This window comes from Sphingobacterium athyrii (assembly GCF_003071065.1).
GTDB classification, from domain to species: Bacteria; Bacteroidota; Bacteroidia; order Sphingobacteriales; family Sphingobacteriaceae; genus Sphingobacterium; species Sphingobacterium athyrii.
The window spans coordinates 1,025,345-1,048,781 of record NZ_QCXX01000001.1; the positions used below are offsets into that span (position 1 = coordinate 1,025,345).

General features: G+C 43.2%; 15 protein-coding genes. 2 read left to right on the top strand and 13 right to left on the bottom strand.

The window, feature by feature from the left end; all coding sequences use genetic code 11:
- Positions 1-63: 63 nt before the first annotated feature.
- Complete coding sequence (locus DCO56_RS04560) at positions 64-927, bottom strand: AraC family transcriptional regulator (protein ID WP_108632523.1); 864 nt, start codon at positions 925-927, stop codon at positions 64-66.
- Positions 928-1,145: 218 nt separating this feature from the next.
- Here DCO56_RS04560 and DCO56_RS04565 point away from each other — a divergent pair, with 218 nt between their 5' ends.
- A complete protein-coding gene (locus DCO56_RS04565) occupies positions 1,146-3,875 on the top strand; it encodes a DUF5695 domain-containing protein (protein WP_108632524.1) in 2,730 nt (909 codons plus the stop codon).
- 47 nt (positions 3,876-3,922) lie between these two features.
- Here the strand turns inward: DCO56_RS04565 and DCO56_RS04570 are convergent, their stop codons facing one another.
- The 11 genes from DCO56_RS04570 to DCO56_RS04620 form a co-directional block, all read right to left on the bottom strand.
- On the bottom strand, positions 3,923-4,825 hold the full coding sequence (locus DCO56_RS04570; protein WP_181390450.1) for an AraC family transcriptional regulator: 903 nt from the start codon (positions 4,823-4,825) through the stop codon (positions 3,923-3,925).
- A gap of 1 nt (position 4,826) precedes the next feature.
- Positions 4,827-5,291, bottom strand: coding sequence for a hypothetical protein (locus DCO56_RS04575; RefSeq protein ID WP_108632526.1), 465 nt, complete (start codon positions 5,289-5,291; stop codon positions 4,827-4,829).
- A gap of 39 nt (positions 5,292-5,330) precedes the next feature.
- Positions 5,331-6,764 (bottom strand): efflux transporter outer membrane subunit, encoded by a 1,434-nt coding sequence (locus DCO56_RS04580; RefSeq protein ID WP_108632527.1) that lies wholly within the window; start codon positions 6,762-6,764, stop codon positions 5,331-5,333.
- A gap of 30 nt (positions 6,765-6,794) precedes the next feature.
- Positions 6,795-9,962 carry an efflux RND transporter permease subunit gene (locus tag DCO56_RS04585; protein ID WP_108632528.1) on the bottom strand — a complete coding sequence of 1,056 codons (3,168 nt, stop codon included), beginning with the start codon at positions 9,960-9,962 and terminating at the stop codon, positions 6,795-6,797.
- Positions 9,963-10,014: 52 nt separating this feature from the next.
- Positions 10,015-11,118: an efflux RND transporter periplasmic adaptor subunit gene (locus DCO56_RS04590; protein WP_108632529.1), complete on the bottom strand. Its 1,104-nt coding sequence runs from the start codon at positions 11,116-11,118 to the stop codon at positions 10,015-10,017.
- A gap of 292 nt (positions 11,119-11,410) precedes the next feature.
- Positions 11,411-12,685 carry an aspartyl protease family protein gene (locus DCO56_RS04595; protein ID WP_108632530.1) on the bottom strand — a complete coding sequence of 425 codons (1,275 nt, stop codon included), beginning with the start codon at positions 12,683-12,685 and terminating at the stop codon, positions 11,411-11,413.
- A gap of 2 nt (positions 12,686-12,687) precedes the next feature.
- Positions 12,688-13,767, bottom strand: coding sequence for an alpha/beta hydrolase family protein (locus tag DCO56_RS04600; protein ID WP_108632531.1), 1,080 nt, complete (start codon positions 13,765-13,767; stop codon positions 12,688-12,690).
- A gap of 21 nt (positions 13,768-13,788) precedes the next feature.
- A complete protein-coding gene (locus tag DCO56_RS04605; protein ID WP_108632532.1) occupies positions 13,789-15,732 on the bottom strand; it encodes a TlpA family protein disulfide reductase in 1,944 nt (647 codons plus the stop codon).
- Positions 15,733-15,753: 21 nt separating this feature from the next.
- A complete protein-coding gene (locus tag DCO56_RS04610) occupies positions 15,754-17,220 on the bottom strand; it encodes a RagB/SusD family nutrient uptake outer membrane protein (protein ID WP_245935776.1) in 1,467 nt (488 codons plus the stop codon).
- 11 nt (positions 17,221-17,231) lie between these two features.
- On the bottom strand, positions 17,232-20,864 hold the full coding sequence (locus DCO56_RS04615) for a SusC/RagA family TonB-linked outer membrane protein (protein ID WP_108632533.1): 3,633 nt from the start codon (positions 20,862-20,864) through the stop codon (positions 17,232-17,234).
- Between the two features lie 48 nt (positions 20,865-20,912).
- Complete coding sequence (locus tag DCO56_RS04620) at positions 20,913-21,932, bottom strand: FecR family protein (protein WP_108632534.1); 1,020 nt, start codon at positions 21,930-21,932, stop codon at positions 20,913-20,915.
- 272 nt (positions 21,933-22,204) lie between these two features.
- Here DCO56_RS04620 and DCO56_RS04625 point away from each other — a divergent pair, with 272 nt between their 5' ends.
- On the top strand, positions 22,205-22,798 hold the full coding sequence (locus tag DCO56_RS04625; protein WP_108632535.1) for an RNA polymerase sigma factor: 594 nt from the start codon (positions 22,205-22,207) through the stop codon (positions 22,796-22,798).
- An 87-nt stretch (positions 22,799-22,885) separates the two neighbouring features.
- On the opposite strand, the gene DCO56_RS04630 is transcribed toward DCO56_RS04625, so the two are convergent.
- The gene (locus DCO56_RS04630) at positions 22,886-23,275 is read right to left on the bottom strand and encodes a cupin domain-containing protein (RefSeq protein ID WP_108632536.1); all 390 of its coding nucleotides are present in this window, start codon (positions 23,273-23,275) and stop codon (positions 22,886-22,888) included.
- Positions 23,276-23,437 lie beyond the last annotated feature (162 nt).

Below are 23,437 nucleotides of genomic sequence, written 5' to 3' on the forward strand. Positions count from 1 at the left end.
AACTATAAAAGAAGTATACTAACCGAGTTTTAATAATTACTTATTGGATATTAACATTTAGACCTACCCGTAAAGTAAATTCCTATAATTAGCAACATACATTTTGGGTGAGATTCCTAAGATACTTCGAAAAACGCGGTTGAAATTGGTAACACTATTGAAACCGGCGTTATAAGCAACGATCGAAATGCAGTCGTAGTCTTTTCCGCCAAGTAAACGGCAGGCCTCTCTTACCCGCAATTCATTCAAATAAGAAATGAACGTTTTGCCCGTACTTTTCTTGAAATAACGACAGAAGGCCTGCGGAGTCAAATTAGCCTTTTCGGCGATCTCATTGAGACCGATATTCTCCTTGTAATTATTTTCGAGAAAATCACATAAGGTCGCAATTCGAAACGAACCACCTGTGACAAAATCAGCGGCAGTAACCCCCGAAAGGGGCTTAAGATTCAATGAAAGTCGATTTAATGACTTTAACAGATAAAAAAAACTAACAAGCTGACCTAGACTATCCGAATTTTTGAGCGCCTCTATTCTCCTGCTGACTTGTGGCAGATGTGTTTTAGGAACTTTAAAGCCGCGTCCATTTTTATCAATAAAATCCAGCAGCATACTTAATTCAGGCAAATTCAAGATCCCGGACAATGTTCCTTTTAAATTAAAAAAGACAGAAACAGACTGAACAAATCCGTCCATAAAATCATTTTTAAAAACATGCGCCTGGTTAGAGCCTAAAAGGAAAATATCGCCGCGTTCAAAATGATGTACATTATCATCGACCAATAGCTGTCCCGTCCCCTCCTTGATCCAAATTAACTGGTACTCCTCGTGACGATGCATATAAGGATAAAACTTATCCAACAAATCCTCCTGAATAAAAACGGTCCTATCTTTGGGAATAGGTACTTGGTATTGAATTGGTTTCATAAATTAGAATCGTTTAAGGTTAAAATGATTTTTAATAAACGTCATTTATACACTAAATTTAACATTTAGATGTTTACAAAACAACTCGTTCAGTGGAAATATCAAAAACGTACTGTATTAGGTTAAAATCTGGCAATTAAAAGAGCGCTCAATAAATCAAATTTGTACCAGTTTACTTTCCGATCCATACAGAACAATAAATTTATAAACCTGACAATATGAATTTAAAGAATAGTTACTACATCCTAATTACTTTATTTTGTGTCCAGCAGACCAATCCTGTATTCAGCCAGCAGGATGAGCACCCCGTATGGAAAGCTACCAAAAGCCAGCCTGCGACTCTGGGTATCGATCAGGGATCCAAAAGCTTTGCTTTAGCTAAATTAAAAATAAAGGTGCTCAATAACTCACAGACTTTATCAGCCTTTCAGCCACTAAATGGTGACGCTGCTTTCGACTATACGCCTGTGGAAATGTTAGCAAAACGGGACCGCAACAATTTCTTTCATATCGGCGACATCAACGTCGGTCTTAAACGTCAGGGAGAAACGCATTGGTCGTATTATTCTTCGGCCAAAGACCGCAAGAAGGTAATCGAATTGTCCCCTTCCAAAACGATCTTAGCTGCCGCGGACATCACGCCGACATTAGGCGACATTCCCCTAAAAGTCAAGCGCAGCTGGGAGAATGCTGGGGGCGATCTGATCCTAAAATTTCAGCTAACAAATCCTACCGGTCAGGCAATTGAAATCGGATCATTGGGAATACCCCTTCCATTCAACAACAATATGGATTGGAAAAACCTGAATCAAGCACATGCACAAAATGTTTTTTTCGATCCCTATATCGGTAAAGATGCAGGTTATATGCAAGTCAACCATTTACATGGAAACGGACCGAGCCTATTAGTCTTGCCCTATATCAATGCTGGATTCGAAGCATACAATCCCCTGAATAGTGACCCGACACCAAAAAGTATCACGTTCGAAGGTTTTCATGAATGGATGATCCACAGCAAGGCACTTGCCGAAACCGAGTGGAAGGGAGTAGAACAATGGAACATGGCGACTTCAACCCTATTAAAACCCAATGAGTCCAAAATAGTTGCCCTCAGATTTGTACTGGCACCGAGTATAAGAGAAATTGAAAGCACGCTTTTAAAAAACGACAGACCCGTAGCGATCGGAGCTCCGGGCTATGTTGTTCCTTTGGATAATCCGGTCAAACTATTTGTCAAATACCACAAAGCAATAAAAAATATAGCTGTTTACCCTGAAGGTGCTTTAACCGTTTCCAAGCTGAAAGACACTCCGCACAAATGGCATCAGTATGAGATAAAGGGACAGCAATGGGGCCGGGCGAGATTGACCATTACCTATCAGGATGGTATCGAACAAACGATTCAGTATAAAGTCATCAAAGCCGAAAGAGATGTGGTCAATGATCTTGGAAATTTCCTGACAACCGCACAGTGGTACGAGAATGACAAAGATCTTTTTGGCCGGTCACCATCTGTTATCACCTACGATTACGAAGAAAAAAAACTCGTTACCCAAGAACAGCGCGCCTGGTATGCCGGTCTGAGCGATGAAGCCGGAGCAGCAAGTTGGCTGGCAGCTATCATGAAACAGGTCTTACAACCCAATCTTGCTGAGATCAGCAAATTAAAACGTTTTGTCAATGAAACGATGTATGGTCATATCCAGCACAGGGAAGGCAGTCAAAAATATGGGGTGGTCAAGAGCTTATTTTACTACGAACCGGATACTATGCCAGCAGGCACCTACCGAACGGATATCAACTGGAAGACCTGGTCGGCATGGCCTAAAAAAGAAGCCGATAACATCGGACGCTCCTACAATTATCCCCATGTTGCGGCAGCACATTGGGTCATGTATCGACTCGCTCGCAACTACCGCAATCTGATACAAGAAGAAAGCTGGGATATCTATTTAGACCGTGCTTTTCAAACCAGCATGGCGATGATCGAAAAAGCACCTTATTATGCACAGTTCGGACAGATGGAAGGCAGCATATTTTTGCTTGTCCTCCAGGATCTGCGTCGTGAGGGTTTCACAGATCAAGCTAATCAATTGGAAGCTGTGATGCGTAAACGCGCCGAACACTGGAAAAGCCTTGATTATCCATTCGGGAGTGAAATGCCCTGGGATTCAACCGGTCAGGAAGAAGTCTACTTATGGTCTCGCTATTTTGGTTTTGACGACAAAACCCGGGTTACCTTAAATGCCATCCTAGCATATATGCCTACCGTGCCGCATTGGGGATACAACGGTAGTGCCCGTCGCTACTGGGATTTTGTCTATGGCGGTAAATTATCCCGAATCGAACGTCAGCTTCATCATTATGGTTCAGCTTTAAATGCGATCCCGGTATTAACCGAATACCGGGACCATCCGGATGATTTTTACCTCCTTCGTGTAGGCCATGCCGGTATGATGGGCGCATTGGCCAATGTCACCATAGATGGCTTTGGTCCTGCAGCATTCCACTCCTATCCTTCGACATTAGCTAACGATGGTATATCGGGTGATTACGGGACCGGGTTTTATGGTTATGCTGTCAATTCAGGCACTTATATCCTGGAACATCCCGAATTTGGCTGGCTGGCATTCAGCGGAAATCTCAAAGTAGCTAAAAACAACATCGAAGTGGCCATAAAAACAGCTTCCAAAGGCCGCATTTTCTTGGCAAAAGAAAATTTATGGCTGACGACTGATGCCGGAGAAATCGAAACACTGACATACAATCAAACGGATAAAAGTGTGGTGTTAAATTTTAATACAAGTCAATCGGCTATGGTGCCTAATTTTTTACTAAACGTCAATCCGGAAAGTGGGTATGAAATTGAAGGGATCAAGAAAGATAAACTCAATCGTTACGAAATTCCATCTTCTACCAGCACGCTGATACTTAGAAAAACAAAATAACTTCAGTGCTAATATTAAATCTGATGATTCCCAACTGTACCCATAAGTTATTCATTTTTGTGACTGCGGTATACCAAGGGGGATTGCCCAAGATGGCCTTTAAAAAACTTGCTAAATGTACCAAAATCCGAAAAATTAAGTTCCTGCATCACATCCTTTACCGACATACTGGATACATTCATTAAAATAACGGCCTCAGAAATCACAATTTCCTCGAGGATGGCCTTTGGGCCAAAGCCAGTTACATCTTTCACAATACGGGTCAGATGTTTTCTCGAGATAAACAACCGGTCGGCATAATACTGTACCGACCGATTGGTTTTAAAATGAAGGGATGCCAGGTTCAAAAACTCCATCACCATCCTATTTTTGCGCTCAAATCCGGCGCGTGTCCGCTCTAGGTTGTTACTCACCTTTGCGCTGATCTCATAGAAAAGTAGCATCAGCGTCATTTTGATGATTTCCAGGCGGAATAGCGCCTCCTGCGGCGCCGTATTCTGATATTCTAAATTCATCAAATATTCATAAAAACGGTTTGAATCACTTTTATCAAGGTGAAGGATCGTGTCATTCTCATGCCCCAATTTCTCCATGGAATAGACTTTATAAACAGGAAGTCCTATTTTTTGAAAAAAATCAAACTCCGTAAACAGCGTGTACATCTCGATATCGTCCGAACTCTCCATCACCTGCATAACGACCATGGGCGACAAAAAATATATGGTGTCAGCTTCAAGTATATGATCGACAAAATTAAGTGATAATTTTAATCTTCCTTTCCGTATCAAACATATGCCCAAATGATCAATGCGGATGGGCCGACGGCATAAATAATGCTGAATTTCGGCTTTTGTGGACCGATACATAATCAGACCTTGATAAAACCTGTTATCCATCGCTTTTTCCGATAGATAATCTTTAAACGAGAGCTTTGTTATTTCTTTGACCATCTCAGCTGTCTTTCGTGATACAATACTTAAAATACGTGATGTCCGGCTCAGAAAAAAAATATTTTTCCAAAAAGCCCTGCAACAAGTCACCTTCATTTTGTTTGATTGCTTTCTTCAACGGCTCCAAACGTGTGGAAAAAAAGTCTTTTGTTGCAAAATATTGTTTCAGGATGGGATTTCCGGCAACAAGTTTTTTTCGCATCGCAATGATATTTCCCAACAGTTCTTCCCTATTTTTTGTATGTTGAATTTTCAGCGCAATCAAACGATAGCACTGCGATAGCTCATGGTAGATTGTCAGTTCCATGATACCTATCATACCTCCAAAATACCGAAAGAATTTTGCTTTGGAGATTTTTGTCGACGTCAAAATATCCACTACTTTCGCTTTTTGAAAGCCCTGATTCAGAAATACCGGTTTCGAATCCTCGATGGCCCGTAGTATAAAATCTTTCGTTGCAACCATAATTATAGTGTTAAAATCCACTGATTTTGGAGGGCCTTGTTAGTTCAGCCCCCCACCCAGCGCTTTATAAAGTGCTACCTCTGCATATAACATTTTGCTTTTCACCTGCATCTGATCGAGCTCCGCCTGCAGTTTGCTCTGCTGCGCTGCGAGCACCTCCAGGTAGGTTGCCATATCATTCTTAAATAAAATTTTTGCCTGTTGGATCAGCTGTCGATTACGTTCGACCAATTGGTCATTATAGCGTTGTTGATCTTGAAGGGAAGCAATTTGTTCCATCGTGGTAGACACTTCACTTGCTGCCTGCAGCACCGCTTCTTTAAACTGTAGTTCGGCCTGTTCGGAGCGGATGACAGCTTGGTTGAGTGCAGTTTTCAGCCGTCTTCCTTGCAGCAAAGGCTGTGTCAATGATCCAGATACCATCCCAAACAAAGATCCGGGAATATTGAACCAATTGCTTGACGTAAACGAGTTTAATCCGCCTTGTGCCGTGATCCGTAGCGCAGGATACATATTGGCCCGACTGACCTTAACATCCGATACCGTCTGTAAGAAAGCATATTCAGCTGCCTTGATATCCGGCCTTCTGCTCAACATTGCCGCCGGCACGCCAGTACCGAATACCGTGCGTTCTTTCAGCGCCAGCAGGCTTCCCCTGCCCGTTTGCAAAGCCGGTAATTTTCCCACCAGCGCAGACAGTGCATTTTCCTGAATAGCCGTATTTTCTGCTATGATACGGATAGATTTCAGCAAATTGTCGCGGCTATTTTCCATTTGTTGCACCGCCAGCGAATTGCTCAACCCAAGACGCTGCTGCACTTTGGTGATGTGTAATGTACTATCTATAATGGCCAAGTTCTGCTGGCTAATGATCTTTTGCTGATCGAACAATAACAGGTTATAATAGCTTTGGGCTATGCCCGCGATCAATCCTGTTCGCACCGCATTAGCGGCTTCCTTTTGTGACAAGTACGCCGCTAATGCTCCCGCCTTCTGATTTTTGATCTTACCCCAGATATCCGCCTCCCAGGATATTGACAGTGTGGAGGAATAGTCTTCCATATACGATTTACCCATAAACTGACTGGCCATCATACCATTCATACTATTGTTGGATGGTCTGTTGATGGAAGCAGCGCCGATAGACAGGTCGGCCGTCGGAAGATAGCCCCACTTCATCTGTTTCAATGTTTCTTGAGCAGATTCAATTTGTTTGACTGCAACAAGCATATTATTATTACGCTGCAAGCCGCTGTCGATCAAGGCAACCAACTGTTCGTCGCTAAAGAAATCGCGGTAGGAAAGCTCCGCAAAGTTCGCACTTGTATCAGTCGCTAAGGACGCGCTCCTATTTAAAAATTCAGTTGGCAGCTGTTCCTTTTGCAACTTTGGAATTTCTTTATTCGTTTGGCATCCGATCATGGTCAATAGACCCAACGCTAGTCCCCACGAAAAAATATTTTTTGATCTCATTATCATATTCTTACTAATTTCTGAACTTTCTTAATGCTGTTCCTGCAACAGCTGTTCTTCATATTCCCAATCTTTTGGATCAATCGCTTTACCGCTTACCCGTTCCTGTACATATTGGAACACGACAAATAGGATCGGTGTAAAAAAGACCCCGAGTACTGTTCCGGCCAACATTCCGAAGACCGCCGCATATCCGATCGAATGGTTACCGATAGCTGAAGGCCCTATCGCCGTCAAGAGTGGGATCAAGCCCGCTATAAATGCAAGGGAAGTCATCAGGATAGGCCGCAAACGCGCTTTTGCACCCTCAATAGCCGCTGCTGCCAATGGCTTTCCGGCTTTGCGCCTTTGCAAGGCAAATTCCACGATCAAAATTGCATTCTTGGCCAATAGCCCGATCAGCATGACCAAGGCCACCTGTACATAGATGTTGTTGGAAAGCCCACCGATGGATATTCCCCAGAATACCCCTAGTAACCCCACAGGAATTGCCAACAGTACGGCAAACGGTAAAATATAACTTTCATATTGCGCTGATAACAAGAAATACACAAATACGATACATAGTCCAAAGATTGCCGCCGTCTGTCCCGAAGCTCCCCGCTCCTCGCGTGCCATTCCCTTCCAATCGACGGTATATCCCTGCGGCAGGGAAGATTTACCCACCTCTTCAATTGCCGCCATGGCCTGTCCTGTGCTATAGCCCGGGGCTGTCATGATGGTGAGATTAATGGCATTGAAAAGGTTAAAGTGTTCCACATTTTCAGGCCCTGACACCGGCTTTAAATCAACCACACTCTTCAAAGGCACCATCTGTCCCAATTTGTTCTTGATGCTAATGGTCTCGATCGACTTTGGATCAGCCCGGAATCCAGGTTCGGATTGTAGTACCACCCGATAATATTTCCCAAAACGATTAAAATCAGAGGCCTGCATGCTGCCGTAGTAGGCTTGCATCGCCGCCAATACATCGCTCACATTGAGGCTGAGCTGTTTTGCCAGCCCTTCATTCACTTTCATCTCATACTGCGGAAAAGAGGCATTAAAGGTTGTGAACGCAAAAGCTATTTCTGGGCGCTGCATCAGACTGCCCACAAATGAATTCGATACGTCATTAAAAGCTTGTAAAGTACCCGAATTACGATCCTGTAAAACGACTTCAAGCCCCGAGGTGTTTCCAAATCCAGGCACAGTAGGCATCCCGGCCACTAAAAATGTCGTTTCATCCTGTTGGGCTAATATCCCTTGAAACTGGCCGATCAATTGATTGATATCCCGTACTTCCCCCCGCTCCTTCAAGGGCTTCAGGCGCAGCATGATCGCTCCGGCAGATGAAGACGTACTGAAACTCATCATATTGAGCCCTGATATATTGATGATACTTTCGATTGCAGGATGATCCTTCAACAAGTTTTCAGCTTGCTTAAGGTGTTTGCTTGTCCGGTCCAGGGAAGCTCCCGGAGGGTCATTTGCCAATACCATCAAGAAACTCTGGTCTTCATCCGGAATAAAACCCGTTGGCGTTGACCGAAAGGCATAGACAAAAAGACCAATAAAGAGTATCAGACCGGCGAAAGCTACTAATTTCTTTTTGATCAAAAAGATAATGGACTTGGCATAACGATTGGTCAACTTATCAAATCCGGCATTGAATCCAGCAAAGAAACGCTGTTTGAAAGAAACCTTTACATCCTGGTGATGGTCGTGAGATTTTAGCAGAATTGCACAGAGCGCCGGACTTAATGTCAATGCATTGATTGCTGATATCAAGATCGCCATGGCCAATGTCAATGCAAACTGCTGGTAGAATACCCCGGTAGGACCATCCATAAAAGCGACAGGTATAAAGACGGCAGACATGACCAAAGTAATCGAAATGATGGCGCCAGTGATCTCACTCATGGCAGACATCGTTGCCGAACGAGCATTCAGCTTCTTCTTCTCCATTTTGGCATGTACAGCCTCAACCACCACAATGGCATCATCCACCACAATACCGATGGCGAGCACCAGCGCAAATAAGGTCAATAAATTGATCGAAAAGCCAAATACCTGCATAAAGAAAAAGGTTCCGACAATAGACACCGGTACTGCAATAGCTGGTATCAAGGTTGACCGAAAATCCTGCAGGAAGATAAATACCACAATAAATACCAGGATGAATGCTTCCAGGAGTGTGCTCAACACCTGCTTTATCGATTGATCCAAGGACTCTTTTGAACTATACGGAACTTTATATTTTAATCCAGGAGGAAACGACGCTGATAATTCTTTCAGACGCTCATTCATCGCAATTTCCACCGCATTTGCATTCGATCCTGCGGTCTGATACAAAGCAACCATGACCGCAGGCTTGTTGTCAAAACTCGTGGTCACGGTATTGGTATAAGAGCCAAATTCCACCCGGGCAACATCTTTGAGCAATAAAGACGAACCGTTGTTATTGGCCCGCAGAATAATATGCTCATACTGTTCGGGTTCGGTATACTTTCCCTGATAGCGAATGGTGTATTCGATCGCCTCCTTGGAGCTTTCGCCAAACTTGCCCGGAGCTGCCTCCTTATTTTGTGCCTGTATGGCTGCTGTAATCTCTTCGGGGCTGATATCATAAGCAGCCATGCGTTGCGGATCCAGCCATATACGCATCGAATAATCCTTGTTGCCAAATACCTGTGCATCCCCCACACCGGTGATACGTTTTAACTCGGGAACAATATTGATTTTGGCATAATTCTCCAAAAAGAGCTCATCAATCCCCTTTTTATCGGCATACAAGGTCACCATGGCCACCATACTATTCTGCCGCTTCATGGTCGTCACACCAATTTGATTGACCTCAGCTGGTAACATGCTCGTGGCCTGGGAGACCCTATTCTGCACGTTTACCGCAGCCTGATCCGGATCTGTACCGAGCTTAAAGACAACGCTGACCATCAAACTTCCGTCATTACTAGCCGTTGACGTCAGGTAGTCCATATTTTCTACCCCATTGATCGCATTTTCCAACGGCGGGGCTACCGATTTTGAGATAACCTCTGCACTCGCTCCGGGATATGTCGCCATCACCGTCACCGTAGGCGGCGCGATTTCGGGGAATTTGGTGATCGGCAAGGAGGTCATCGCCACCACGCCCAAAATAACCAATAGTATTGATATAACGGTCGCGAGTACCGGCCGTTTTATTATTTTTTTCAGCATAATATTTTGATAAATAAGACCCAGCAAATTGTGCTGCGCCGATAGATATAACTTACTTTTTAGGTTTTACGACAGCACCTGGCCGCACAAACCCCAGGCCACCTGTGATCACACGGTCACCGGCCTGCAATCCGGACTTGACATAATACTCTTCGGTGGTTTTTCCCGCGATCTGCAGTTCCACCTGTTCAGCCTTATTGTCTTTATCCAGTTTATAAGTATAAATTTTATCCTGCACAGCCAATGTCGCTTTTATCGGAACAAGCAGGACATCGTCCAGCGCTGCAGTCATCTCGATCCGGCCCGTATTCCCGGCACGCAACTGCCTATTTGGATTGGCAAAACGCGCCCGAATCGATATCGATCCCGTATTTTTATCAAACTGTCCCGTCACCGCATCAATGACACCTTTTTGTGTATATTTTTTTCCATTCGATAAGATCAGGTCTACCGAATCTCTGGCCGATGAGCTACTTTTTTTATCCTGAAAATTCACAAAATCAGCCTCACTCATGCTGAAATAAGCATACACCTGATTGATATCCGTCAGCAAGGTCAGCGGTTCTACCGAAGCGGCATTTACCAGACTTCCCAAGCGATAAGGAATACGGCCGATATAACCCGATACCGGAGCTTTTACCAGGCAAAAGTCAACGTTTATTTTAGCCGCATTCATTGTTGCCCGGGCCTGTTCGAGGCTCGCAAGCGATGCTTCATACGAAGCTTTGGCCTGGGTGACCTGTAGGTCAGATACAATTTTATTGTCCACAAGCTCGACCTTACGGTCGAGATCAATTTTAAGATTTTTCAAATTTGCTTCCGCGACATGTACAGCCGCCTTGGCAGTTTTGTATTGTTCTACAAAAGGTCGATCATCAATTTTAAAGAGCGCCTGTCCTGCATGTACATAGGCACCTTCATCGACAAAGATCTTACTTAAATAACCCGATGTCTGCGGCCTCACTTCTACATTTGTGATCCCTTCAATAGAGGCCGAGTATGTATTTTTGGAAATTCCGTTTCCAAGTTGAACCTGATGTACCGATACTTCCAGGGCTGAAGGGTTTGCTGCCGGCGTTCCTTTGCTCTGACACGAAAAAACACTGACGAGTATTCCTAAACCTACAACAGTATTTAGACTGCTCTTTAAATTCATATATTTTCCTTAATTTTTTATGCGTACAAATATAAAATCCACGTTTTCGCCTCGAAAGACAGGAAGATCCATCAAGTTGGTAAAAAGACGTATACCATCATTATGACTTAAATCGGATAAATCTGAAAGGAAAATAACGGACAAAAGAAAAGGGACAATCCTCCTGCCGGATGACGTCCCTCTTCGCTGTCCTTATAATATACACGTAAAGTTACCTGCGCTTCAGGTATTTTAAAAGTTAAAAAGATGCTTTCTATTAGGGAAAAGAGCCCCTTTTCGCTTTTTTATGGCATCAATAAAAACTGATTGTATTTTTCTTAAAATTTAGCGTCATTTTGTACTGATTTAAAAATGGGGTACCCAACAGCCCATCAATGGGCAGCGCATCATGGCCAATGCCTCCACCAATAGATTGATCTGTGATCACCGTGTACATATCCTGCAAGGGAAGTCCGCCCAATTTTCCCCGCATCAGATAAGCGATACGGTTTCCTTTGCTGGTACCATTTACACCATTGATGTCCACCTCGCCCTCTTCGTAATCAATAAAGGGTTTCAGTGTTGTTTCAAGCGATTTCTTCAACACGTTGGCATTTGCCCCACAATCTATCCCCATTGGGTATGTTTTTGTTCCAAACGCGATATCCACTATTGGAATATGTCTCTTCATCCGCAACGGAAAACGCCCCATTAATTTACCTTTCAGAATTTCCTTCGCGAGTAGCTCACCGCTATTGTCTATCCGCTCCAGCAGTAATAACTGCTGGGCATAATCCAAAGTAAACTGATAATCCTTGAGCAAACCTATTCCAAGTAATCCAAAAATTGGCGTACCGTCTTCGAGAGCCATGTCAGCCATATTCGAAACCGGAGCTTCAAAATTGTCCAGCACTAGTGCTCCGATTGCCAAACTATTGTCCGCCGACCAGACGACACCGTCCATTTGCCCGCCAACACCAAAGAAATCGACAGATACATCCGGCCTAATCTTATCCGCATCCACAAATTTCTTCCGCAAGATAATTACCGGCGCACCGCTATCGAACTGGAAGCAGCCCTTAGCGCCGTTCAGTGTCGATTCGATGTAGATCAGACCATTCACCAATCGAAACGGAATGCTTAATGTATCAGGCAACCGCGAACGAGTCAGGGCGTCGGACAATGCTTTTTCAGGATCACCTTTCAATCTTCCCTTAATAATGCCCAGATTAACGATCTGCCCCTGTTTATTGAACAAAAAAGTAGGCTTCCCCGGTTTTCCATCGTGATAAGTGACTTCTACTTGAATCAATTCATCGCCATTATCCTGTTGATTTCGATGGATAACTTTAAACGTATTAATCGCCGAAAATTTTTTCAGTATATCCGGCACCGCAATAGTATTATTCAGCTTGGGAAGATTACCGATCTTTGCAGTATCAGCCATCATTGAAAGCAGTGCATCCGCATCTTTCTTGTTGATGGATTCAATAATTCTATCGAGCGATTTGATATTGTCCACCTGTTGAGCCGAGACACTATTTCCTAGCGCACCCAAGAAGAATATAATAAAAATAACCTTCTGCATGATTATTTAACCGTTTGACCCAGCCATTTTACAATTGAATCCAATGTACTGTCGGGTATGTCACCAAGTTTGCTATATTCTGATGGCGTACATTCCTTACAAGGCTGCAACAAATGGTTTACATTTGGCAATAGTAGCGTCGTTACCTTTCCCAGCTGCCCCGATCGGCTATATTGCTTCCAATAATCTAAATTTACCGGATCTACGAAAACGTCTTTACTCCCATTGATCGCCAAGATCGGTACATCCACGTTACCTAAAAAAAGCTGCGGCTCATATTTTACAAAATAACGGTACCAGGGGCCGATCGCATATTGCACATAAGACCAGATCGGAAAACGGAAGTGATCAAATTCAATACCGAGTGTCTTAAAATAGCTATCATCTTTTTGCTTCCAGTAGTTGTATACAGCATTTAACTTACTTTCCAGACTATCAGAGGTAGCATATTGAAAAGCAGTCGCAAACATCAGGCGATTGATTTCATTGGACCTTTTTTTGTCGACTTCTGGTAAGGGGGAGTTATTGACCAAATTTTCATTTTGCACAAATAGCGACTCCAGACCATTTGAAGCCAGGCCAGCCAGACTCACTAAAAATGTCACATCTTTACTTTTGGAAGCCGCTATAGAAATAACTGCTCCCCCTTCGCTATGTCCTAGCAGACCGATATGATTGAGGTCTACATTCTTTTCGGCTTTCAAAAATTCCACCGCGCCCAATACATCCAGTGCAAAATCCGCTGTCGTTGCATAGCGGTATTCGCCCGTGGTTTTACCTACACCACGGTCATCCATCCGCAGGACAATATATCCTTTTGGCGTCAGATAATTGGCAATACGCGCAAACATCTTGGTACCGCCCATGGTCCCATCGCGATCCTGCGCCCCTGTCCCCGAAGCAATAATTATTGCGGGGTATTTACCGGCCTTTTCCGGCGACGAAATAGTCGCCCCTATGGTAATACTGTCTGCTTTTGATTTAAAAACAACATCTTTGCTTTTAATATTTTGCGCAGATAGCTGCCCCACAGCAAATAAAAAAACCGAAGTTAACGCAATCGCAATTTTGTTCATTTTCATCCTTATAAATTGTTTATTCTTTTATTTTCCTGATTTTAACACACTGACCATTTCAATAATTTCATCGGATAGCTCCGAAGCGCTTCCCATATACCCCACTTCAGAGAATCGAATTTTGCCGTTTTTATCGACAACTATTTTATGCGGGATTGCGCCTACGCCAAAACTTTTTGACACACTGCTTTCTGTATCGAGCAAGACGGTGAATGGATAATTATTTTCTTTTACGTAATTAGCAACATATTCCTTTGCGTCCGGGCGCTTTTCTTGTGTATCTACAAAATAAAAGACAACATTGGGGTCATTTTTAAAGTGTTCGACAGCTATTTTCATTCCTGGAAAAGCGGCCTTGCAAGGTGCGCACCAAGAGGCCCAAAAATCAAGAATAACGATCTTTCCCTTTTGCTGTTCTAATGTCACTGTATTTCCAAATTGATCTTTTAATTGAAATGCCGGTGCATTTTTATTGACCAATTGCTGAAGAACCTTATTCTTTAATTCGCCCTGAAGGTTGGCATCCTTAAGACCGGACAGATAATCGGTATATCCCTTATCATTTCCTTTTTCGGCAATGTAGATCTCTTTCATTAAATCCAACATATACGGCGAGCTCTGATTGACCCGATAACTAGCTTCGAGGCTTTCTTTCAATTCCTTTTTCTTACCCTGTGCTTTTAATATACGCGTGAATGTGTCATTTAAGCTAGCATCTTCAAAGCCTTTCTCACTTTTAGCAGCAGTAGCATATACAAATGCCTCATCAAAAAGTGCATTATCTGCCAATATTTTGGCAAACAAAGCGGCATTAGCATAATATAGCCGGCTATACTCGTCACCCTGAAAATTATCCTTATAATAATTCAAGCGATCCAGTACAACGCGGGTATAGGGCAAAATTTCTTTGGCTGTTTTTGAGTTCTGTGAAATGTAAGGAACGGAAATACTCCTGTAGATGACATTTGCCAAAGACATGTAAGGTTCAGCTTTTGACACATATTTTTTATACATTTCAAAATCATTCTTCATACTGGTATAGACAGAAATCGTCCAATAAGCACTGATATGACTGATCCGATGTGCCTCGTTAAAGGCAACTTCCGATTCACGATAAGGGTGCTTATCCACAAAGTCCATTGCGGCTTTCAATCGCTCGTCATCCGTTTTTGCTTTTTGAATAAGATTAAAATCTGCCAATCGTTGCTGATCCTTGACATATTGTCCCTGCGGATATTGTAGACGGATCTTTTGTTCCAGCTCATTTGTTTTCACCGTATCGTTCAGCACCTCTTTATATACCCTAAATACCTGCAATAAATCCTCTTCTTTCACATTAGGCATGGACTGCAGGGCATTCAGCTCATTTTGGAGTTTTGACAGCGATTCAGCTGTATTGATATGCTTCAAGGCATTGGCGACAGGATATAATACTTTAAATCTATTTTCAGGATGTCCTTGCAACTCATATTTGGCCCACATGATCAATATCTCATCGGTTTTATAGGCGGATTTATCCACTATGAAAGGAGTCCCCGGAACGATATCCGGTGTGCGTAACATACCCCATCCGATCATACCACCCGAGACCTGTTTCCCGTCTTTTCCAGAAATCAAATAAGAATAGGTTAGATCGCCCCCCCGATCATAAAGCGTATCTGCCTGAAACGCAAAATTGACCAGCGCCATCTTCTCCGGAACAATATAACTCGCCGTCCAAATGGAATCTTTTTTGGTAAACTTTAAGGTATTCTGCACCCAACGAAAATCCTGGTATCCCGTCAGGGTACCCGAAATGGACTGCGCATCTTTCAGGTTTGTCTTACGGGCGTCATATACAAATTGTATGGTATCACGTTCTTTTGGCAATTCGGGAATCACTTTAAAATTAGGCGTTTGTGCTTGTACAGAGGCAGCGACACCAAGAAATGCTGTACCCAACATTGCTCCCAATGATTGTTTTGTTTTCATATGAATAGTTTGTTTAATTTTTTATGGATTTTGAACAATTTCTGGACTTAAATTAATCTCATACTGTGCTATTGGAAACACATAGCGATTGCTATTTGGCGCAAGGGAAACTGTTTTACCGGCAAATGTACGCGTATATGTCTTTTGGAATAATGCATCATCTTTCAAGCGGCGCATATCCCACCATCTCAGCATGCGGAACATAAATTCCCGGCGGCGCTCCGCAACGACTTTAAGCAAGGCATCATTGGCGTCGCTAGCCGATAAATTGACGGTTCCCTTCGAAAGGATTCGCCTGGCCCGAAGCTGGTTGACTAAGGCCATTGCCGCTGCGGGTTTATTGTTTCGCGCTTCGCTCTCCGCTTTAATCAATAGCATTTCAGGGACGGTGGGCCCAACATTTCGGCCTTCGTTCATGACGTAATCCAGGTAGTAATATCGGCCTTCGTATACATCCCAAGACGAAATAATGTCACCATTTACGGTAAATAAATTATAGCGTTGGTCATGTTCTCCAAATAGTTTGATCAGGTCGCTGCTCAAACGAAAGGCCGTTGGGGTATAAGCGGATACGCCATTTACAGGTACCTTTGATAGCAGAATCTCCTGATTAAATACTCTTTTGGGGTAATTGGAGGCCGTCAGCTGATCCAAAGCAGTCAAATCAATCAATGTACTGTTTAGCGCCAGGGCCTGATCTGCCGCCGCAGCAGCCTCGCTATAGCTGCTCATGTAGAGATAAGTACGTGCCAGCAATCCATATGCGGCGGCCTTGCTGGGCAGCGTCGTATATTGCTGCTCATTTGGCAACAATGGAGTGGCCTCCTGAATATCCTTTAGAATGGCATCATAGACCGTCTGCACAGACACCCTTACCAAAGGTTGCTCTGTCGACGGGGACAGCAACAGTGGAACCCCCAGATCAGTGCCTGCTGTTGCCTGTTGGTAGGGCTTGGCATAGGTATTGACCAGCATCAGATAAGCGGCGGCGCGATGAATTTTGGCTTCGGCCATCAATTCCGCCTTTTCCAGATCACTTCCATCCGTCACCGACGGAACCTCGTTGATCACTGTATTTGCATAGGCAATCGTATTGTACAGCGCACCCCATGCATCATCTTTATGGTACATATTTTCAATTGGATAGATCACATCTGACCATTGATAAGCCCGGCTATAGTAGCCATAATAATCGCTACTCACCAGACCTTTCTGCTGTGCACTACCATCTATAATTTCCAGGTCATCAGCTGCCATATCAGAAATGGAAGGTGCAGCTTCAAATGCATTTGTATTGTTCAGCAGATAACGATAATTTTCAATCGTACCCGGAGTCAGTTGCCCCTGCGTTTTGATGTCAACATATTTTTCACAGCTTGCAAATATTGTCAGGGAAATTGCTGCTAAAGCTGTGGTATAAGAAAGGTTAAACTTCAATCTTCTCATAACAGATTGATTGCTATTATTTTCAGTTGTTCGGTTTTTCATATCAATCCGGGTTAAAAGCTTACATTAATTGAAAAATTATACGAAGGCACCGGACGCAGATTGGTCGTATTGCCCACGAGAGTAGTAAAGTCAGGATCATAGCCTTCTTTATTCGCTGTCCAGATCAGACCCAAATTCCGCACCGAACCAGCTAGCTGGATATTTTCAACTTTCAGTCTGTTCAGCAGATTTTTTGGTAGCCCATAGCTCAGTGAAATTTCCCGGAGACGGATATAATCTCCCTTTAAGACATTGATATCCGAATTTTGATAACGTTGTAGACTATAGGAGCTATAGATATCGGCAGTTAAGGCCGGAACATTTGTAAAAGCTTCATCACCTGCCTCCCGCCATCTATCCGCGATGTCAGCGCTCAGATCAAATTTAGGGATTGTCAACCCCCGGCTCGGAGCCATATAAGACTCTACGCTAGGTTTCATAAAAACATTGCCAAACTGATAAGAAATCAAAGCGTAAACCGACCATTGTTTATAGCGTAAATTGGTCCTAAAAGACCCATAGTATGGAGCCACCCTGCGACCGGCATAGGCCAGATCCTCCACCCCGCTTAAGGTCTGCGTGACTGGAATAATTTCATTATTCTTATTATAAATCTGCGTCAGTCCCTTCTCATCTAAACCAGCATGGCGAAAGACAAAGATTTTATCACTGGGATAACCTTCTAGATAACTGATGCCAATGGGATTATACGAGTAGGTAAATGCAGAAATATCTTTTGGATCAAATCTATTGTCAGTGATCGTATTGGTATTGTACGAAAAGTTCAATGTGGCATCCAAGTTCCAATCCGTATTGCGCACAAAAATACCTGTTAAGCCCAGGTCAATCCCTTTGCCCGACATGGATGCTGTATTTCTTTTTAATGAACCGGCACCGATGGTTCCGACATAAGGTGCTGCGATCGGGAAACTATATAAGAGGTCTTTACCATTTTTACGGTAATAATCGATAGTACCGGTAAGACGGTTATCCAATAGACCAAAGTCCAGACCTAAATTGGTTACATAAGTCTTCTCCCAACGCAACTGCGGGTTTGCCACAGCGATAATGCTTGCCGAAGGCTGACCTGTCGGGTTGTAAGCAGCATTATCAAAAGAAATGTAAGTAAAAGGTCTGACATCTTGTGTAATGTTGCCATTGACACCATATGTGGCACGGAACCCAAGCTGGTTCAACCAGGTAAACTTTTGCATAAAATGCTCTTTTGCCAGATTCCATTTTAGGCCCGAAGACCACAAGGGCGTCGCCCGAAAGCTACGGTCCAAGCCAAAATTGTTATAATCATCGTACCGCACACTTCCTGAAACCGTATACTTTCCATTTAATGTATAAGCAGCATTAGAAAAGTAAGATAAAAAACGTCTTGTTCTGTCGGCTTGCGTGGGGCCTCCACTTAAGCCCGAGAGATAACCCATCAGCGTATTGTAACTATTTTGGGCATAGCTAACATCTGTATTAAAACCCGTCTGTGGATTGTAGCCGTACATCGTTTTCATCCCCTGACCAGCCTGTGTCTGTCTGATCTCCGAACCGGCGATGGCCGTGATCTCATGTTTTTGATCGAAGGTTGCATCGTAATTCAGTTGTCCACGAACCGTATAGTTGTTGATGCTGCTGTTAATGATATTGTAGATTCCACCCTTGTTAATGCCAATGGTATTTGTCGTCTCCCCAATTGGAGTAAATTCATTCAGCAGCAGGCGATTTTTATAGGACTTCTCGTCATTAAACGCCCTATTCTCACCAAAAGAGCGTTCATTTGCATAACTTACTGACCCTTTTAAGCCCTTATACAAAGGCACTTCCAAGTTAATGACCGCTGAATAGTTATTATCTTTCTGCAGGTTGTCCAGCAGTTGCAATTCCTGCAAATAGTTATACCGCCAGTCCTTATAAGCTGGACCTAAAGGTTGCGTAAACCCAGGGTTTATTCGATTATAATAAATCCCATTTCCGTTCTGGTCAGCCAAAAGTTGATAAGGCAGCAAAGTCGAACTATTTGCATCATACAGCTGGGCAATATCAATTCCATTTTTGCTGTTTCTGAAGAACGTTCCCCGGACACTGGTCGAAAGAGTGGCAATTTTAAATATCTTCCAGTTATTGTTTAAGCTAAAGGTAAACCTCTTTCCATTTTCACCTTTTGTGAATGGGTTTTCGTTGGCATACGATGCCGAGTAGAAATAATTATTATTTTCCGTGCCGTTGCTGATGGACAGGTTGTACTGCTGGTTGTTCATCGGGCGCAGCAAATATTGCTGGATCTGCGCCCTATTGTCAATCTGCTTCAATGGATTGACAAGCGCATCATAATCGGCCTGGCTTATCAGTCCATTTTTGAGGCGTATTGCAGCAGCAGCCACTTCACCCGGGTAATAGCTCGACGCATACATGTATAAATTCGCTGCAATATTGTTTGAATTCAAGATATTTTTTGCGACGAGCTCCTCTTGGTAATCGATCATTTGGGCACTGTTCATGGTACGGAGATAGCCCAGATCAGGTTTACCGGAGAATGCGGTATTAAAAGAAAAGTTTATCCTTGGCACCCCGGTATTCGATCCTTTCTTTGTCGTCACCACAATGACCCCATTGGCTGCACGGACTCCATAGATGGAAGCTGCGGCGGCATCTTTCAAGATCGTAATGTTATCCACGTCGTTGGGATTGAGCATAGCCAAATCGATATTGGATATAGCGCCATCAATCACGATTAGGGGCGACTTTTCGGTATCTGTGTCTATCGATCCAACACCACGAACAGTGAGGTTATAGTCATTTTGTCCGATGGTACGGGTACTGGAGTAAATCCCCATTTGATTGTTGTTGTAGGTAAAGGTACGATCCCCCGAACCGAGGGACACCTGAAGACCGGGGGCCAAACCCTCCATTCGGTTGATTAAGTTGGGTGATGGATTTTTTTCCAATTCCTTGGCGCTAATTACTGTTGCCGATCCTGTAGCTCTTTCCTTGGAGATTTTTTGGTAACCTGTAGAAATGACGACTTCTTCGAGCATATTTTCTTCAGCTTCCATGACAACCACCATTTGCTCACGATTTCCGACCATCACAGTCTTACTTTTGTAACCTACTGCTGTAAAAACAAGTTCGTTTGTTGGCGCTAGGTCATACAACATAAATCGGCCATTTTCATCTACCTTCCCACCCTTGCGTGTATCTTTTATCCAGATACTTGCAAAAGGTATGGTTTTGCCACTTGCAGAACGCACTGTACCCGACACACGCTCCATTCCGGTGCTCGCAGTCCGGTCATTTTCGGATATACTTTGCTGATTCCGGTTACTTGTTTCCTGACGACGGACGATGGAATAAGACCTATCATCGACATATAAGAATACCAGCTGATTGGGATACAATACTTTTTTAAGTACTTCCTCTAAGCGATTTCCTTTTAACGATGCCAGATCCACAAATTTGCCGTTCAGAAGGTTGTGCTCATAACTTAAGTTAGCGTTGAATTGCTGCTCGATCCGTTTGATTGCTTGAGCAAGCGGCAACTTCTCTTGGGCCAATGCCTGTTGCCCGACAGTAAATAGTAGCGAACAGACCGGAACCATCAAGATGCTCCGTATCGGCTGCCACCTGTTGTCTGTAATTTTCATTTTTAGTTAGGTTAGCTATAGTAATGTATTAGATTGATATTGTTTTTCTCATTTAGGGTCAAGGTAGATGGTATCTTTTTCCGTGCGGATGTTGGCTTGTAAAATATTAGCAATCGTGTAAACAATGCTTTCTGGGGAGTTTAACGAGATACGGCCATCAATTTTTCGGTTTAACAATGCTGTATCATTAACGATGATCTCTTTTCCATAGACATAGCGAAATTCATTGATGAGATCAGCTATAGATAAGTTTTCCCCCGTCAGTGTCTTTTGGGTCCAGGCTACGGTCTGCTGCACGGTTCGGTTGTCACTAAGCACATTTCGAAAACCCTGGTCTCCAGCCATAACGATATCACCGGGGGCAAGAATCCGCGGCGCTCCGCCCTGTTTCACATTGCGCAGGGCAATGCGTCCTTCCAATAGTGACACGGTTACTTTGTTATCTCTATTTTTTAGATTAAACTTGGTGCCTAGCACTTCTACGGCCAGCTCACCGGTATAGGCTGTGAAACGCTCCTCCTGCCGAATAGCGGTAGTGTCCTTATTCAGATGCCTTACTGTTAATAAGGCCTCACCTGTCGTATGTACTTCCCGCTTAGATAACCAGTTCCAGGCACGGCGATAGGCCACCGAGGAGTTGGCATTCAACTGAACAGTACTGCTATCCGGCAAGATTACGGTCTGTAAGGCACCGCTTCCAGTCTGTATCACAATCATGGATTGGTAGTACCAGGCTGCTGTTACAAAAAGAGCCAATGCCGCTGCGCCCGCCAACGATGCCCATATGCGGATGATATGGTTTCTTCTTTTCTTTCTATTATCGACGATGCCTCTTTCAATATCACGGAATAGGCTCTCCGTGAAGCCCAGGTCAGGCCGTATGCGCGTGATCCCCATCAGGGCCTGGAGGTAAGCTAGCGCCTCATCATACGCTTTTGCATTTGGCGGATTGCCCGCACGCCATTTATGCCAATAGCCGAATTCCTCCTGATCCGGGTTTTTAGCAAAACGGACAAAGTTCAGGTCGTCCAAAAAATCCTGCGTATTATAGGTATGATAGTTTTCCATGAGTAAGCCTTTGTTAAGTAGATGACAAATTGGGATTGGATTTTATCCCATGTAATTTTATTTTTTTTAAAAAAACTTTAAAAGCTATCTATAAATCTTGTCAAATTCATAATTTCGTAACCAAACAAGCCCTTTTAAACCAAGTTTTTAGCGGAATTGACAATCTCCTGACGATAGTGTGCTATTTAAACGCAGGCTTATGTTAATGTTATTAAATCTTTACTATTTTTGGAAAGCGATAATCTATTTCTTTAACTGACGCAAACGCTGAAATGAGTAATACGATCATAGATCTGTGTTGGAATGATTTTATTGAGGGCGATAAAAAGGCCTTCGAGCAGATCTATCGTGCCCTATTGCCCAGCTTGTACGAATATGGCATGCGACGTGTAAAAGATGAAGATTATGTCAGAGATGCTATCCAGGAAGTATTTATCAAATTTTGGGAAAATCGCAATAAATTAAAAGTCATATCCAATCCGAAGCATTATCTACTGGTTGCACTTAAGAACAGCTTATTAAACACGCAATTACGTGACGGGAGGCTGAGCTCATTTGGTGAAAATGATGATTTCCAGCTGACTTACGATGTGGAGTCCAGCTACATCGCTGCCGAGGAACAGCGAAGCAATGCACTTAAACTGATTCAGGCACTTGAACAATTAACCGGCAAACAGAAAGAAGTTATTTTTCTTCGATATTTTGAAGAACTGAGCTATGAAGAGATCAGCGTGCTGACCAATATCTCCGTGAAAAGCTTATACAAATTGAATAATCGCGCTATGGCGACACTCAAAGAAATCATGGGTATGCCAAAACAATCTCTCCTTGTGTTGCTTTATATCATTAAATTTTTGTATTCATAACAATCTATCGAATGGATCGGGAGCTAACATTCAATTATTGGGGCAAAAAAAAACACAATCTTATAAATTGTGTTTTTTTGTTATTGCTTATTTTTTATAGACAAGTAGTGGTTTATCCTTTCTGACAATGTAAGTTGCGAGTTCAGACGCTTTGCCCGTTCCAATATTTTTGGCAGAATGATTCTTTCCTGCGGGAATAAAGAGTACCTCGCCAGCTTTCAGTACAACAGGCTTCTCGCCTTCCAACTGGTATTCAAAAATACCTTCCAGGACATAGATAACTTCTTCCCCAGGATGTGAATGCATCCCTACAGCTGTGCCAGGCGCTAAGTCTATCCGCGCTTGAATGGTTTCATATCCGACGGCTTCAAGCGGATGTCTTTGGAGATCTGTCCGTTTGACGCCAGATTGTTGCGCATATACCCCAGTCGATACGAATGTTGTCAATAAACCCACTGCTAAAATTATTTTTTTCATGATCTTTGTTATTTGTGCTTGTTGTTAAAAATTTATAATACAAAGTTGGGCTAAATTAAGACGCCCTACAATGGATAGCTTTCGCTTTGGATTGCACTTTTTTACCTAGCGCAATAATCAAAAACCATTGTAAAACAAAACGCTTTTTCAAAATCTTCCACA